General features: G+C 66.7%; 11 protein-coding genes and 2 tRNA genes. 11 read left to right on the top strand and 2 right to left on the bottom strand.

Annotated features, from left to right (window positions below):
• Positions 1-572: 572 nt before the first annotated feature.
• From KXZ72_RS07930 to KXZ72_RS07915, 4 genes are all read left to right on the top strand, one after another.
• Positions 573-4,019, top strand: coding sequence for a DUF7507 domain-containing protein (locus tag KXZ72_RS07930; RefSeq protein WP_226079988.1), 3,447 nt, complete (start codon positions 573-575; stop codon positions 4,017-4,019).
• Between the two features lie 186 nt (positions 4,020-4,205).
• Positions 4,206-5,021, top strand: coding sequence for an inositol monophosphatase family protein (locus KXZ72_RS07925; protein WP_404823644.1), 816 nt, complete (start codon positions 4,206-4,208; stop codon positions 5,019-5,021).
• 149 nt (positions 5,022-5,170) lie between these two features.
• Positions 5,171-5,920 (top strand): hypothetical protein, encoded by a 750-nt coding sequence (locus KXZ72_RS07920; protein ID WP_226079984.1) that lies wholly within the window; start codon positions 5,171-5,173, stop codon positions 5,918-5,920.
• The gene (locus KXZ72_RS07915; RefSeq protein ID WP_226079982.1) at positions 5,920-6,144 is read left to right on the top strand and encodes a helix-turn-helix domain-containing protein; all 225 of its coding nucleotides are present in this window, start codon (positions 5,920-5,922) and stop codon (positions 6,142-6,144) included. Before KXZ72_RS07920 ends, KXZ72_RS07915 begins: the two co-directional genes overlap by 1 nt.
• A 44-nt stretch (positions 6,145-6,188) precedes the next feature.
• Here KXZ72_RS07915 and rfbB read toward each other — a convergent pair whose 3' ends face one another.
• Both rfbB and KXZ72_RS07905 read right to left on the bottom strand, forming a co-directional pair.
• Complete coding sequence (gene rfbB, locus KXZ72_RS07910; protein ID WP_226079980.1) at positions 6,189-7,187, bottom strand: dTDP-glucose 4,6-dehydratase; 999 nt, start codon at positions 7,185-7,187, stop codon at positions 6,189-6,191.
• A gap of 44 nt (positions 7,188-7,231) precedes the next feature.
• Entirely contained in the window at positions 7,232-7,969 is a 738-nt protein-coding gene (locus tag KXZ72_RS07905; protein ID WP_226079978.1) for a VIT1/CCC1 transporter family protein, read from the bottom strand.
• A 190-nt stretch (positions 7,970-8,159) separates the two neighbouring features.
• Between KXZ72_RS07905 and KXZ72_RS07900 the strand changes: the two genes are divergently transcribed.
• The 7 genes from KXZ72_RS07900 to KXZ72_RS07870 all read left to right on the top strand — a co-directional run bounded on the left by KXZ72_RS07900 (position 8,160) and on the right by KXZ72_RS07870 (position 14,832).
• Positions 8,160-8,231, top strand: a tRNA-Thr gene (locus tag KXZ72_RS07900).
• A 30-nt stretch (positions 8,232-8,261) separates the two neighbouring features.
• Positions 8,262-8,335: transfer RNA gene (locus KXZ72_RS07895), tRNA-Met, on the top strand.
• Positions 8,336-8,512: 177 nt separating this feature from the next.
• Positions 8,513-9,379, top strand: a complete 867-nt coding sequence (locus KXZ72_RS07890; RefSeq protein WP_226079976.1) for an ATP-binding cassette domain-containing protein — start codon at positions 8,513-8,515, stop codon at positions 9,377-9,379.
• Complete coding sequence (locus KXZ72_RS07885) at positions 9,376-11,802, top strand: YhgE/Pip domain-containing protein (RefSeq protein WP_226079974.1); 2,427 nt, start codon at positions 9,376-9,378, stop codon at positions 11,800-11,802. The genes KXZ72_RS07890 and KXZ72_RS07885 overlap by 4 nt, the downstream gene beginning before the upstream one ends.
• A 478-nt stretch (positions 11,803-12,280) precedes the next feature.
• Entirely contained in the window at positions 12,281-13,459 is a 1,179-nt protein-coding gene (locus tag KXZ72_RS07880; protein ID WP_226079972.1) for a hypothetical protein, read from the top strand.
• Positions 13,460-13,486: 27 nt separating this feature from the next.
• On the top strand, positions 13,487-14,056 hold the full coding sequence (locus KXZ72_RS07875; protein ID WP_226079965.1) for a histidine phosphatase family protein: 570 nt from the start codon (positions 13,487-13,489) through the stop codon (positions 14,054-14,056).
• Positions 14,053-14,832: a sulfite exporter TauE/SafE family protein gene (locus KXZ72_RS07870; protein ID WP_226079963.1), complete on the top strand. Its 780-nt coding sequence runs from the start codon at positions 14,053-14,055 to the stop codon at positions 14,830-14,832. The genes KXZ72_RS07875 and KXZ72_RS07870 overlap by 4 nt, the downstream gene beginning before the upstream one ends.
• Positions 14,833-14,941 lie beyond the last annotated feature (109 nt).

The raw sequence follows: 14,941 nt of genomic DNA, 5'->3' as shown, positions 1-14,941 counted from the left end.
CCGTGCCGGGGCCCCGGTTTTGATCCGGCACGGATCGGTAGGGAAAAATCGTGGGGGTTTCCCCTGTCGGGTCGCGAGTAGCGCCCCGGTCGCCCCCACGGTTTCTCCGTGCCCCTCCCGCGCCCGTTCTTCCGCCGTGGATAGCACTCATGATGCGACAGAAGGCCCATCAATTTGGTCGCCACGGTCTATCGTGAGAAACACGGTAGCCGTTATTCTGCCCTCTGCACGGAAATATTTTTTATCGCCATCGCAGGGAAAAGAATCAGATAGTCCCCGGCGGCTTACCGCGATCGGTACCCTCGTCATCATCATCCCCGCGACGATAAAACGCCCCCGCCGGGGGGCCACGCCCGAGGGGAAACGTTGTGGCGAGCGCCGGACGCTTCCTCGGGTTGAACAGAAAACCCGGGCCCTTTTAGTCTTGACTTCATCCCCTAACCCTCATAAATTTTGACCAACCGTGGCCATTTGCGCCTCGTTGTAAGCAGAGAGAAATTTCCCCCATGAGTCCAATACCCTGGCGCCGCCCGATAGCCGCTGTCGCAACCTTCGCCGTTGCGGTTGGCCTATTGGGTACCACTTCTGCGGCTTTCGCGGCGGGTGAAGACCTCAAATATGACCTCGCGATCGCCGGGGTTCACACGGGCACCGCGCCATTTGACGAGGATGACGGCCCGGGTAACGACTCGGGTGCCAATAACTCTATTATTCGCAGCTTTGACACGGTCACCTATGAGCTTGAAGCCTCCGTAAACAGCACCACCGGCGCCTCCGGCACGGCAAAGGACGCCACGTTTACCTTTAAAACTCCCGAGGGGCTCACCTGGCAGGAACTGCCCGGGGTATGTCGTACCGATTCCACCCCGGTTTCCGGGGTGAGTGCTGATGGCCGCACGCTTACCTGCAATGTGGGGGATGCGCCGTTCGGTGGCACCGTAGGAATCGCCCCGACCGCGGTGGCCGGCAATCTCCCGAACGGCACCGTCCTGGCCTTCGAAACAGATGCCATCAGCTTCGCCACGGGTAATGCGTCCGTTCCCGCCAAGACCCAGGCGCCCGAGAGTCTCATGATCTCCTCGGTTCCGAATCTCAACATGATGAAGCTCAATCCCTTTATCGCCAAGAACCAGCTGGGCCCCGACCGCCAAACTCGCGGCTGGATCCTTCAGTACGGCATTACCTTCTCCATCCCCAACTTCGCGGGCAAGGGCAAGCGCGGTTATCTTGAGCCCACCGGCCCCATCACGTTCCGTGACGATTTCTCCTCCGTCAGCCCCAACGCACAGTTTGTGGCGGTCGAAACGGGCGCGGTGACCAACCACGGTGAACTCCCTGTTTTTAGCACCGCCAATTCCACCGCCGAAAACTCCATCAGCAATGGTGGAGTATGGACGGCCCAGCCCGATCCGGTAAATCGGACCGTGGATGTCACCATCACCGGCGCCGATCTGAGCGCTAATCACATTCCGCGCCTCAGCCGCAGCAATGAAGAGATCGTCGACCGCGGATATCTCACCTTCGCCAAGGTCCTGATCTTTGTGCCGCTTAGCGATGTTCCCCTGCTTGAAAGCGGTGAGGGAAGACTTCTTGCCACCAACCAGGTTACGAATTTTGAGCCCACCGGTCCCAACCTGCTGGGTGACCCGGTGGCCAACGTGGGTGAAAACCCCGCGGATAACACCCAGTCACAGGAGCTGATCCGACAGACCGCCGGCCAGTTCTCGAAGCGTTTTGCCGATGTCATCAATAGCACCACCACCCCCTATCTCGTTGACGGCATGATTACCGACCGTTCCGGGAACGGCGTGATTAGCCGGGGCCAGCAGGTGCAGAGCTTTATTGCCGTCGGCAATACCTCCTCCGATGAGAGTTTCTCTCAGCTGCTGGTCTGCGATGCGTGGGATTCCACCAAGCTGACGCTTGCCAAATATCGTGTACCGCCGAGCGCGCGCTGGAGTAATCCGGAGGGCTTGCCCACCTCGGCTACCGGTAACGCCAGCGGCAGGGGCCACTTTGAGTACCTCACCGGGTATACGCTGAGCGGTTCCGATGAGGAGCGCTGGCAGACCATTCGCACGTTTAGCTGCGGTGAAGAGTTGGGAACCTGGACCACACAGGCCGCCGCACTAGCCGACCCCGATTTTGATCTGGGCGCGGTATCCGCCGTGCGTTTTGTGGGCGATAGCCCGATTCCCGCGGGTACCAATATCACCATGCTGGTAAACCTCGAGGCCCGCAGCACCATCGCCAATGGCGATATCGTGGTCAACATGGCGGGTTGGAAGGTGCCGGAACTCAACGGTGGGCTGTATAACTACCCCAACTACATCCCCGAGACCGCCCTGAGCTCCACGGGTCGCACGCCCAGCGCGGGTGATCGCCTGATCGGCGTTCAGGCGCCGCTGGCCGTGACCAAGTCGATCACCCATCCGCAGGCTTCCACGCCGCGGGTCATCGCGGGCGATGCGGTGCAGTACAGCCTGCGTCCCGCCTTCCGTGAAGCTGGACGTCCGGGGCCTTTTACCGCCACGGATGTCACGGTTACTGACCGCCTGCCCGCGGGCATGGCCCTGGTTCTTTCCCCGACGACCGTGAACAACACGGCGGTGGGGTCGCCCAGCGTTGCCCCCGAATCGGTGACCGTTCTTGAGGATGGCAGTACCGAAATTATCTGGCGTTTTGCGGAGATCACCTCGGGTGCACTGCCTACGATCTCCTATTGGGCCACCACCGAGACCACCACGCGCGGCAACCTCGTGAATACCGCGATCATTCGTTCAGTGGATGACCCGGGCTCGCCGGCCGTGGACGATACTGCTCCGTCGAGCACCGATCCGCACCGTTCCTCGGCGACCATCGGGGTGGACGGGCTCACCGGTATTTCGGTGAGCAAGACGGCTCTGGACCCGATCATCTCCGCCGGTGAAGACTTTGAGTTCACCATCACCGCAGCCAACGGTTCGCAGACCACCGCGCAGCGAAATCCCGTGATTATCGACGTCTTCCCGTTCGTCGGTGATGGCTCCTCGGGCAGCGTGAGCCGTGTACCTTCCACTGATAACCCCGGGACGTATAGGCTGACCGGCGAGGTGACCCTCCCGGACGGCGCGAGCGTGCAGTACACCACCGATGACCCGGCCACGGTTCAAGCCACACAGAAACTTGGCGGAGGCGAGGGCCCCGCCTTCGGTGACGGGGTGAACTGGGAGTCCTATGCGGATGTTTCGGCAAACCTCGACGATGTAACGGCGATTCGGGTAAAGCTTGCCACGCTGGCTCCCCTCGCCTATTCCAAGTTCCGCTATTCGCTCACCCACGCCTCGGGTGTTGACGGGGGCATCTTTGCTAATAACGCCACGATGCGGACCGATCAGTCGGCACTCGGTGTGCTCTCCAATACGGTGACCACGATCCTGGCGCCCGAGACCCCCCTTATCAAGCTGGTGAAATCCGCATCGGAACCGGAGAATGGCATCGCATTTACCGAGGGCGAGTTGGTGACCTATAGCTTCGCCGTGAGCAATGAGGGCCCTACCGCACTGCATGATGTAACGCTCGCCGAGCTTTCCTTTGTGAACGCTGCGGGCACGGCATTGGAGCTGCTCAGCGGCCCGACCCCTGACCCCGAGTTCACCGGGACGCTGGCACCCGGCGAAAAGACCGTATTCACCGGAACCTATGTGGTGACGGCCGAGGACCTGGGCGGCGAGCTGGTCAATACCGCGCGCGCCGCCGGTGTGGGCCCGTTTGATGAGCGGGTCACGGACGAGAGCGAGGCCAAGGTTCCCGTGGCCGACCCGATCGAGCCGACCCCGACCCCCACGGCGACCCCGACCCCGCCGGTATCTCCCACGCCCCCTGTTTCGCCGACGGAGCCGGGCGCAACGCCCGGCGGTGAGCTGGGGCAGACCGGTGCCGCCGGAGTGGGGACCAGCCTGGCCCTTGCACTCGGTGCGCTGGGCCTCGGTGCCCTCCTGCTCTTCGGTCGCCGCCGCCGGCTGAACGCGGAGCACTAAGAAACAGGAACCGCCCGGGGGAATCCCCCGGGCGGTTCCTGTTATCCCCGCCCGGCCTCCGCAGCGCGCGCCGCCGGATGCCCCGGCCCGGAATGCACCCATTCGCGGGGGCGGGCGGGGTGGTTTTTCTCCCAGAGTCGCTGCCCCGGGCACGAAAGCCGCGGCAGACCACCCCGACATGGCATTATGAGAACTATGTCTTCTCACGAACTTCGGGATCTTGTCCGCGATATTGCCACCGAGGCCGCCACCCTGGCCCGTACCCGCCGCGAGGAGGGTGTGAGCATTGCCGCGAGCAAGTCCTCCCCGGAGGATGTGGTGACCGCCGCGGACCGCGAGGTGGAGGCGTTTATTCGCGGCCGCATCTCCGAGCTGCGCCCCGCCGATGGATTTTTTGGTGAGGAGAGCGGTGCCGAGAAGGGCAGCTCGGGCCTGACCTGGGTGGTGGACCCGATCGACGGCACCGTGAACTATCTTTATGGCATCCCCAATTATGCGGTGAGCATCGCCGTGGTGGAGGGCGAGCCCGATCCCGCCACCTGGACCGCGCTGGCCGGGGCCATCGTGAACCCCGCCGCGGGCGAAACCTATGAGGTAGGCCGCAACGAGGGCGCGACGCTGAACGGCGTGACGCTCTTCCGCGAGGCCCATGTTGAGGTGCCCCTGGCGCTGCTGTCCACGGGCTTCTCCTATTCGGCCGAGCGCCGGATGTGGCAGACCGGCATCATGCAGCAGATGATGGGCCGCGTGCGCGATTACCGCCGGATGGGCGCCGCCTCGCTGGATATCGTCTCGGTGCCCGCGGGACGCGCGGACGCCTATTATGAGGTGGGCACCAAGCCCTGGGACCATGCCGCCGGTGTGTTGATTGCGCGCGAGGCGGGCATCCGGGTTGAGGGCCTGCACGGGTCTCCCGCCGGTGCCGAGATGGTACTGGCCGCCCTGCCCGGTCTGTTTGAGCCGATTCATGACCTGCTGGTCGAGTTTGGCGCCGAGGGGTAGCGCTCACCGGCGCCGGTGCCGAGATGGTACTCGCCGCCTTGCCCGGTCTCTTTGAGCCGATTCATGACCTGCTGGTCGAGTTTGGTGCCGAGGGGTAGCGCCGGAACCCCCATCCCGCTACCATATCGATAATCGATATGGGGGTTGTTATGAGCTCGGTTCTTCTGCTGGGTATTATCCTGCTCTGCGCGGCCGCGCTCGGCTGCGCCCTGTGGCTCCTGCGCGGCCCGCGCGCGGGCGAGCCGGGGGCAACACGGGTCCGTGTGACCCGGGTGCTGGCGCTGATCTATACCGTGTTCACCGCGCTGGGCACGATCATCCTGGTCCTGAACACCCTCCTGGCCCCCACCGTGTCCGTGCGGCTCCCCGTGGCGCCGTTCTGGCCCACGCTCCCACCCGGGGCGCAGATCGAGGGACCCACCGCGAGTGTGGTGGGTGGGGGGTTTCTCTCCGCGGATGTGCAGGTGGAGGGGCTCACGGTGGGAACGCGCGTGCTCCTGGCCGTGGAATCCCTCGGAACCGGTGTGCTCCTGGTCACGCTTGGCGCCCTGATCCTGCTGCTGTGCTCCAATCTGCTCGCCGGCAAGCCCTTCACCGGCACGCTCGTCCGGGCGCTGGGTGCCGCCGCCGGGATTGTGCTCCTGGCCGGGTTTGCGCTGCAGATCTGCGGAGACCTCGGGGCCTGGCGCGCGTCCGCCGAGGCGCTCAGCGTGACCTCCGCGTCCTGGCCCGCCACGGTGGATCTGGAGCTGCTGGGCACCCCGTATGGCCAGCCCCTGCCCACCGAGCGGATGAACGTGAGCCTGTGGCCGATCGCTGTGAGCCTGGTGCTCCTGGTGCTGGCCGGCCTGATCCGCGCCGGGTCCCGCCTGCAACGGGATTCCGAGGGGCTGATCTAGTGGGGGAGGAGGAGCCCACCGGGATCGCCTGCCACCTGGACGCCCTGCTCGGAGAGCGCGGGCTGAGCCTCGCCGAGCTCTCCCGGCTCACCGGCATCACCGTGGCCAATCTCTCGGTACTCAAAAATAATCGCGCCCGCGCCGTGCGTTTCTCCACGCTGCGTGCGCTGTGCCGGGCCCTGGACTGCACGCCCGGCGAACTCTTCACCCTCGACGGGGAATAAAAATCCCGTCCGCGCGGCGCGCGGACGGGATTCTGGGGCGAGGGCTACTGACCCTGGGCCACGTATTTTGCCTCGGTGGCATCCTTTTCGGGTGCCCACCAGGCCTCGTTATCGCGGTACCACTCGATGGTGGAGGCCAGGCCCGATTCAAAATCGGAATAGGCCGGCTCCCAGCCGAGCTCATCGCGCAGGCGCGAGGAGTCGATGGCATAGCGCAGGTCGTGGCCGGGACGATCGTTCACGTGATCATAGGCATCGGCGCTCTGGCCGAGCTGCGTGAGGATCAGCTCCACAACCTCCTTATTATTCTTCTCCCCGTCGGCACCGATGAGATAGGTCTCGCCGATGACACCCTTTTCCAGGATGGTCAGCACGGCCGAGGAGTGGTCATTGGCGTGAATCCAGTCGCGCACATTCTCGCCCGTGCCATACAGCTTGGGCCGCTCGCCGCGCAGCACATTGGTGATCTGGCGCGGGATGAACTTCTCCACGTGCTGATAGGGGCCGTAGTTATTGGAGCAGTTTGAGATGGTGGCCTGCACACCAAAGGAACGCACCCACGCGCGCACGAGCAGATCCGAACCGGCCTTGGTGGCCGAGTACGGGCTCGAGGGGTTATAGGGGGTATCCGAGGTGAACTTATTCGGATCGTCCAGCTCGAGGTCTCCGTAGACCTCATCGGTGGAGATGTGGTGGAAGCGAATATTATGCTTGCGGGCCGCCTCGAGCAGCACATAGGTGCCGATGATATTGGTATCGAGGAACGGGCGCGGGTCATTCAACGAGTTATCGTTGTGGCTCTCCGCAGCATAGTGGACCACCGCGTCGTGGCGAGCGAAGAGCTCATCAACGAGTGCGGCGTCCTGGATGTCACCAACGACCAGCTCAAAGCGGTCTTCCGGGAGACCGGCCAGCGAGGCGCGGTTTCCGGCGTAGGTGAGCTTATCCAGCACCGTGACCGAGTGATCGGTGGTGGCGAGGACATGGTGGACAAAATTGGAGCCGATAAAGCCGGCTCCGCCGGTTACGAGAAGTCTGGACACACGCCGATCTTACCTTCTTCCCCCGGGAAAGGCCCGCGCCATGGCTAACCGAGGACGTCGGTGCCCAGGAGTGAGCCGATCGCAAATGTGGCCAATAGCGCGAGTGCGCCGCCCACCACAACCCGCAGGGTGGGGCGGAGCCAGTGGCTGCCGCCGAGCCGGGCGCCCACGGCACCGGTCAGCGCGAGCGCCAGTAATACGGCAATAAAGGTGACCGGGATGCGCAGCTCGGCGGGGGGCAGGAGGATGGCCAGCAGCGGCAGGAGTGCGCCGATGGTAAAGGAGACGGCGGAGGCCCCGGCCGCGGCCCAGGGATTGGCGACATCGCCCGGATCCAGGCGCAGCTCGGCGTCGAGATGGGCGGCGAGGGGATCGTGTGCGGTGAGCTCGCGGGCCACGGTCCGCGCGGTCTCGGGGGAGAGGCCGCGCGCCCGGTAGATTTCCTCCAGCTCGGCCAGCTCCTCCTCGGGCATGGTCTCCAGCTCCCACGTCTCCTTGGCGATCAGGGCGCGCTCGCTATCGCGCTGGCTGGACACCGAGACGTATTCGCCCAACGCCATCGAAACGGCCCCGCCGACCAGTCCCGCGACGCCCGCGAGCAGCACGGGGGCCACCGCGGTGGTGGCGCCGGCCACACCCACCACAAGCGCGGCGGTGGACACGATTCCGTCATTGGCGCCGAGGACCCCCGCGCGCAGCCAGTTGAGGCGGCTCTGCAGGCCCTCGCCATGCTGTTCGCCGGGATGCGGGGACGAGGCGGATGCACTTTCCTGTGTGGCCATGTCCCGAGCCAACCAGGTGCGGGCCACGCTGTCCAGCATGGATTTCAGACACGCCCTAGCCGATGTCGCATTGAGAAGAAATTTCCGGCGGCTGATCGGGGTCTTTATTCGTTGCGCGGGGCGGATTTCACTTGACCCGCATGGTCATGCTAATCTTTTCAAGTGCCAAGCGCGAGAGCGTAAAGGCAGCGCCCCGATAGCTCAGTGGTAGAGCACTTCCATGGTAAGGAAGGGGTCGCCAGTTCAATCCTGGCTCGGGGCTCGTTGCTTTCCATTCAACTGGTGAGAACGCGGCTGGGTAGCTCAGTTGGTGAGAGCGCACGACTCATAATCGTGAGGTCGCGGGTTCGAATCCCGCTCCAGCTACAGATCACTCCCCTTCGCTTATGCGAGGGGGTTTTTTTCTGCCCACGCGGCCCCATGTGTGATCCCTGTGTACCCGGGACGATTGCTTGCCGGTTCCCCCCGCGGTGCCGTTTACTGGCGAACTATCCGGATCGGCGTTGATTCGGGGGCACCACCCGACTCACTCACGGGGGAATTATGCACCAGGTGGATTCCGCGTTCACGGAACTCTTTGACCCAGATCACGACGGGCGGCGGGGGGAGGGTGAGGAGGCCACTCCCGCGCTGTCCCTGCGCGGGCTGCGACTGCCCGGCACCCGCACCGGGCCGCCGGGGTTGAGCGTGGACGTGGCGGCGGGCGATGCCCTGGTGCTGTGCGGCGGGCACGCGGCCGGAAAAACCCTGACCCTGCTGGCCCTCGCCGGGCGGGCCCGCGGCTTTTGCGGGGAGGCCGAGGTGCTTGGCCAAGGCCTGCGCTCCCGTCCCGGGCGTGTGCGCGCCCTGGTGGCCCTCGCGGAGCATCCCGTGATCGCCCCACTCGATGAGGATCTCTCGGTCGAGCGCAACCTCGCCGCGGCACTGACCCTGCGGCGCATCCCGCCGTGGCCGGTTGTGGGGCGCGCGGCGGTGCGCGATGCACTCGCGGAGATAAACGCGGCGCTGGGCTATGCGCGGGAATTCACCCGGCGCGTGCTGGGGCTCCCGCATACCCCGCTGCCCGAGCTGGACGGTGCCTCGCTCGTGGAGGATCTGCCCCCGCTGGCCCGCGTGCTGCTGGGCATCGAGGCGGCCCGCGCGGCGCGCGCCCCGATCCTGGCCGTGGACGATCTGGACGTTTTGCGCGAGCGACCCGACCGGATGGCCGCGTGGGCCTATCTGCTGCTGCGCGGGCGGCAATCACCCGCGGATACCCCGATCATCACGGCCCAGGACGATACAGAGCTGCTGGCGCTATGCGCGGGGGTGCCGCCGGAGAGCCGGCGGCGCGTGCACCTGCTGCGTCTGGAGGACCCCGCGGCGGGCGACGTGCTCGCCGCCGAAACTAACGAAGGGAAAAAATCATGAGCTTTTCACTGCCCGGGCTGGAACTCTCCCGGATGCGACGCTCCACGATGACGTGGCTAGCCATCACCCTGGTACTCCTGATTCCCGCGATCTACGGCACCCTCCTGGTGCTCTCCAGCTGGGACTCCGCCAATCGCGTCTCGGCCCTCCCCGCCGTGATCTTCAGCGGGGACGAACCCGTGGAGGTGGCCACCCCGGACGGCTCCACCCAAAAAATCAGCGCCGGAAGCGAACTCATCTCCACGCTCACCGGCAAGGAGGACGCGGGCTTTGCCTGGGATACCGCGGAATCGGCCTCCGCGGCCAGGGCGGGCCTGGAACGCGGCGATTATTATGCGGCCATCCTTGTGCCCCGAAACTTCTCGGCCAGCATCGGCTCCAGCACCGGGGAGGATCCCACGCGCGCCCAGCTCACCGTACTGAGCAACGATGCCAACGGATATGTAGTGGGCCAGGTCACCCGGGCGGTCTCCATCGCGGTGCGCGCTGAACTCTCCTCCTCGATCGCGGAACGCTATCTGCAAAACGTTTTTGTGGGCTTCAGTACGGTGCGCGAGGGCATGGACGCCGCCGCCGAGGGCGCCTCCCGGGTGAGCGAGGGCGGGGCCCAGGCCCGGGACGGCGGCGCGCAGCTGGTGGTGGGCCTCGGCACGCTGCGGGCGGGGGCCGACCGCCTGGCCGCGGGCCTGGACGCGCTCTCCGCGGGCAACGGCCAGCTCAGCGCGGGAATGGACCTGATGCGTTCGGAGACCGCGGCGATGCCCGCGCAGATCGACCAGATGGCCGAGGGCTCGGGGCTGCTGCTGGAGGGCAGCCGGCGCGTGGCCGAGGGCGCGGGCGGCGTGGCCGAGGGCGCCCAACGGGTCAACGAGGGCAGCGCGACGCTGGCCGCGGGCACCGGAGCGCTGGTGGAGGGCTCGGGGCAACTCACCGCGGGAGCCGCCGAGCTCGCCCCGGGCGCCGCGCAGCTCGCGGGTGGCACGGCGCAGCTCGCCGCGGGCAGCGCGGAACTGCGCGAGAAAACCGCGACGCTGGCGCCCGGGGCCGCGGAACTGGCCGCGGGCTCGGAGAAACTCGCGGTGGGGCTGCGGAAGATCTCGCAGCTCACCCACGGCATCACCGGGCTGGCCCCGATCGGCCTGGTGGACGCCATCATGAAGGTCACCGAGGGTGCGGGTTTTGATACCATCGCCGATGGCGCGGAGCGCATCGCCGCGGGCGCGGCCACGCTAAACGAGGGAGCACCCGCCCTGCGCGATGGAATTATTCGTCTGGATGACGGCACCCAGCAGGCCAATGCCGGCGCGCAGCGGTTGAGCGCGGGTGCGGAAAAACTGCATACCGGGGCGCTCGCCCTGAACGAGGGCATCGGCCGCGTGGACGAGGGCGCGCAGCGGCTGCACGAGGGCGCGGATCGGCTCGGGGTCGGCACGCGCGAGCTGGGCTCCGGCAGCGCGCTGCTGGCCGAAAAAATGGGGCTGCTCGACGCGGGGGTGCGCACGCTGCATGAAAAAACCCCGGAACTGGTGGGCGGAATCGGCAAGGCTACCGATGCGGCCTCGCTCCTGGCCGCGGGATCCCGGCGGGCGCAGAGCGGCTCCACCGAGCTGGCCGCGGGGGCCCTGCGCGCCGAGACCGGGGCGCAGACACTGGACGAGGGGCTGGGTCGGCTCGCGGAGGGCTCCGCCGAGCTGGCCACGAAGCTCGGCGACGGGGCCCAAAAGGTGCCCTCCTATAGCGCCGAGCAGGGGCAAAAACTCGCCTCCGTGGTGGCCGCGCCCGTGCAGACCACCGAGACCAAAACCCATGCCGCCCCGCATTATGGCCAGGGAATGGCGCCGTTTTTTATCCCGATGGCGCTGTGGATCGGCGGAATCGCGCTGTTCTTCCTGGTACGGCCGCTCTCGGCCCGCGCGGTGGCCTCCGCGGCGGGGCCGTGGCGGGTCGCGCTGAGCGGCGCGCTCCCGGGCATGCTCTGTGGTGCCGTGCAGGGGCTCGCCCTGGCGATCGTCCTGGAGGCCGTGATTGGGCTCTCGGCGGCGCATGCCCTCGCGAGCGGCGCGTTTATCGTGCTGATCGGGATCGTCTTTACCCTGTATAACCACGTATGTTTGGCGCTGCTGGGCGGCCGCGGCCGGATCGTGTCGCTCCTGCTGCTGATCCTGCAACTCGCGAGCTGCGCGGGCACCTATCCCGCCGCCACCTCGCCGGGGTTCTTCCAGGCGATCGCGCCGTTCCTGCCGATGACCTATGCCACCGAGGGGATCCGCCACCTGGTCACGGGGGATCTCTCTCCCGCGGTGCTGGGGGACGTGCTGGCGCTGCTGGTCTTTATGGCCATCGGGCTGGGGCTCGTGGTGCTGGCAGTGGTGCTGGGCCGAAACTGGAGCATCGCCCGGCTGCATCCCACGCTGAAGCTCTAGCCCACCAGGGGGCGGCCGGCCCGGCCGCCCCCGTAGGAGATCCGAGGATCGTCGACCGCTGGGAGCTCCGGGGTGCGGGGCGCCGCCGCTTGAGATAGTCCGGATATGTGGCGTTGGCGGCCCAGGGTTCCCGTCCGCCGCCGCGGCCGAGCACTCGGCCCGGAAATGTGCACCGCGCCGAATGACGGCCCGCGGGCGCAGGTCACGGCCCGCGGTCGCCCCGCGGGCTGCCTCGGGGAGGCCTCGGTATGGCACTCCCAGGGCGGGGGATCCCCCTCCCGGCGGCAGCCGCACGGGGAACCGGCATGCGGCAGCGAGGCCACCCGGATCACGCCACCGGGGAGGCGGGTGGCGCGCCGATCCCCGGTCGCGGCGCGGCGCGCGCCTCGGGGACGGCGGAAAATGTTCTATCATCCCGCGGTTAAACCTTGCTACGGTGAGGTCACACGAGTGAGGCGGACGGGATATGGGCGATCGGGTGGCGGAATCCACGGATCTGGGGCTGGCGATCCTGCGCGAGGAATCGCGCTATTGGAAGACCATGGGGCGACACGTCCTCGGCGCCGCCTATCCGCTGACCGGGGTGCTGATCCTGGCCGGGGTCGGCGACCTCAGCCGGGCCAGCAGCACCGATGTGGACTTTCAGCTCTCGATCTCCGGCTCCTCCGCGCTGGGTGGCCTCGCGATCCTCGCCACCATCATCGTGGCGCTGCAGATCGCCGTGCGCACCTCCGATGCCTCCGAGGAGAAGCCCGAGCGCCTGATTGCCCGCCAGCGCATCCTCGAGGCGCTCGCCGAGATCTGCGGCATGGCCGCCATCACGATTGGCCTCTGCGCGGTGCTTGCGCAGGATTTCAGCGCGGGCCTCATCGACCTACCGCGGCAATTTGGCCCGCTCGCCGGCGGGCTTCTGCTCGCGGTACTCGCCGCCGATGCCTCCTGCGCCACCGAAAATAAGCTCGACCCGATCGTGCGCACAGCCCAGAACCGGCTCGCAGTATATCGGCTTGAGCGCCTGCTGCGCGGTTATGAATCGCTTCGGCGGCCCTGGGTGGGGCTGCGCACCCTGCAGTTCCTCTTTATTTTTATCGGGGTGCCGCTGATCCTCACCCAGATCTCGATGCTGATGTGGGCCGCGGTGAGCGATTGGAGCGTGCCGCTGCGGGTCTTTATCCTCACCGTACTGACGGTGTTTTATGCGGTGGGCATGGTGATCGCCGTGCAGGCCAGGATGCGGAAAAAATCGCTGATCGCGGTGGCCGTGGGCCTCATGGTGGTCGCGGTGGCCGTGACCACGATCGCGATCATCGCCGCGCTGGGCCTCGGGGGCGGCCTGACCGGTATCACCCTCGCCGATACCCGCGACCTGATCATCCATGTCCTGTGTTCCTCGTTTTTGGTGCTCACCCCGCTGGGCGTGACGGCGCTCGCGTGCCGCCCCCTGCCGGGCCGTTATCCGGCGCTGGGTCTCGACGTTATCCTGGGATTATCGCGCCGCCGCCTGCGTCAGCTCGACCGCTCCTCCGAACTCGCCGGGGCGGCCCGCTCCCCGCGGGCGGTCGCGACCCGCGGCATGCTGATTCGCAGCGCGGTGAGTATCGGGACGATCCTGATACTCGGACTGATCCTGCTCTACCTGATTAACCCGCCCCTCTAGGCCTGATTGAATGGACCCCCGAACCCGATGGACCTCACCCTCATCCGCCACGGCCAGACCGATTGGAACCGCGACCGCCGCCTCCAGGGCGCGACCGATATTCAGCTGAATAACACCGGACGCGAGCAGGCCCGCGCGGCCGCCGCCCGCCTGAACGACTCCTTTGACGTGGTGGTGAGCTCCCCGCTGGGACGCGCGCAGGAAACCGCGCAGCTGCTCGCGGAGGGCCTGAACGCGCCCCGCGGCGGGGTTTTTGAGGCGATCACGGAGCGCGGCTTTGGGGAGGCCGAGGGTGCCACCCGCGAGGATGTTGCTGAGCGCTGGCCCGATGGGCTCTATCCGGGCATGGAAACGCGCGAGGAAACCCTCGAGCGCGGGCTGCGAGGTCTTGAGGAGATCGCGCTCGCCCATCCCGGCCAGAACGTGCTTGCGGTCAGCCACGGAGCGCTGATTCGCCTCGTCGCGAGTGAGCTGCGCGGCACCCAGCACGGTCCGCTGGATAATCTCGCGACCGTGCGGCTGCGGCGCACCGCCGAGGGCTGGAGCGTGCTGCCCGCGGAGGGCGCGGGGGAGGACGGCAAGCGGGCCTCCGCATGAGCGGGGAGACGCGCGGCTGGGCCCGCCCGCTGTGGCTGATCCTGATCGGTCTGATCGCCGGATTCCTCTCGGGCCTCTTTGGCGTGGGGGGCGGCATCCTTATTGTGCCCGCCCTGATTTTCCTGCTGGGCATGGGGCAGAAGATCTCCGCGGGCACCTCGCTTGCGGCCATCGTGCCCACCTCGCTGGTGGGGGTGATCACCTATGCAACCCACGGGCATGTGGACTGGATCGCGGGCCTGATCCTCTCGGCGGGTTCCGTGCTGGGCGCGCAGCTGGGCAGCTATCTCCTGCAGCGGGTGCCCCGGCGCGCACTGCAATGGGGGTTCATCGGCTTCCTGTTGATCGTGATCGTGCAGCTTTTCCTGGTGATCCCCGAGCGCGGCCAGGGCATCACCCTGGGCGTCGGGGTTGTGCTGGGACTGATTGCGCTGGGCCTGGTCGTGGGGGTGCTCTCGGGCCTGCTGGGCATCGGTGGCGGAATCGTGATCGTCCCGATGCTGGTGATGCTTTTTGGGGCGAGCGACCTCGTGGCCAAGGGAACCTCGCTGCTGATGATGGTGCCCACGGCGCTCTCGGGCACGGTGGGCAACCTGGTGCGCCGCAATGTGGACCTGCGGGCGGCAGCGCTGATTGGCCTCGCTGCCTGCCTGACCACGGCGCTCGGTGGCACCGTGGCCGCGCTGATCACCCCGCTCGCCGCGAATCTCCTTTTTGCCGCGTTCCTCGCGGTGATTCTGCTGCGCATGGTCGCGCAGGCGGTCTCCAAAAAATAACTTGACGCTTCAAGTAATCGGGTCTAGTATTTAGTTGTTGCTTTAACTAAACCAGTGGGCACGCGCGCCCCACCGCACCGGCCGGGCGCATCCAGCGGAGGGAGATCAC

The organism is Mycetocola spongiae, assembly GCF_020424085.1.
Classification (GTDB): domain Bacteria; phylum Actinomycetota; class Actinomycetes; order Actinomycetales; family Microbacteriaceae; genus Mycetocola; species Mycetocola spongiae.
The sequence above is the reverse complement of the archived record's forward strand: the minus strand, read 5'-3'. Positions and strand labels throughout refer to the sequence as shown.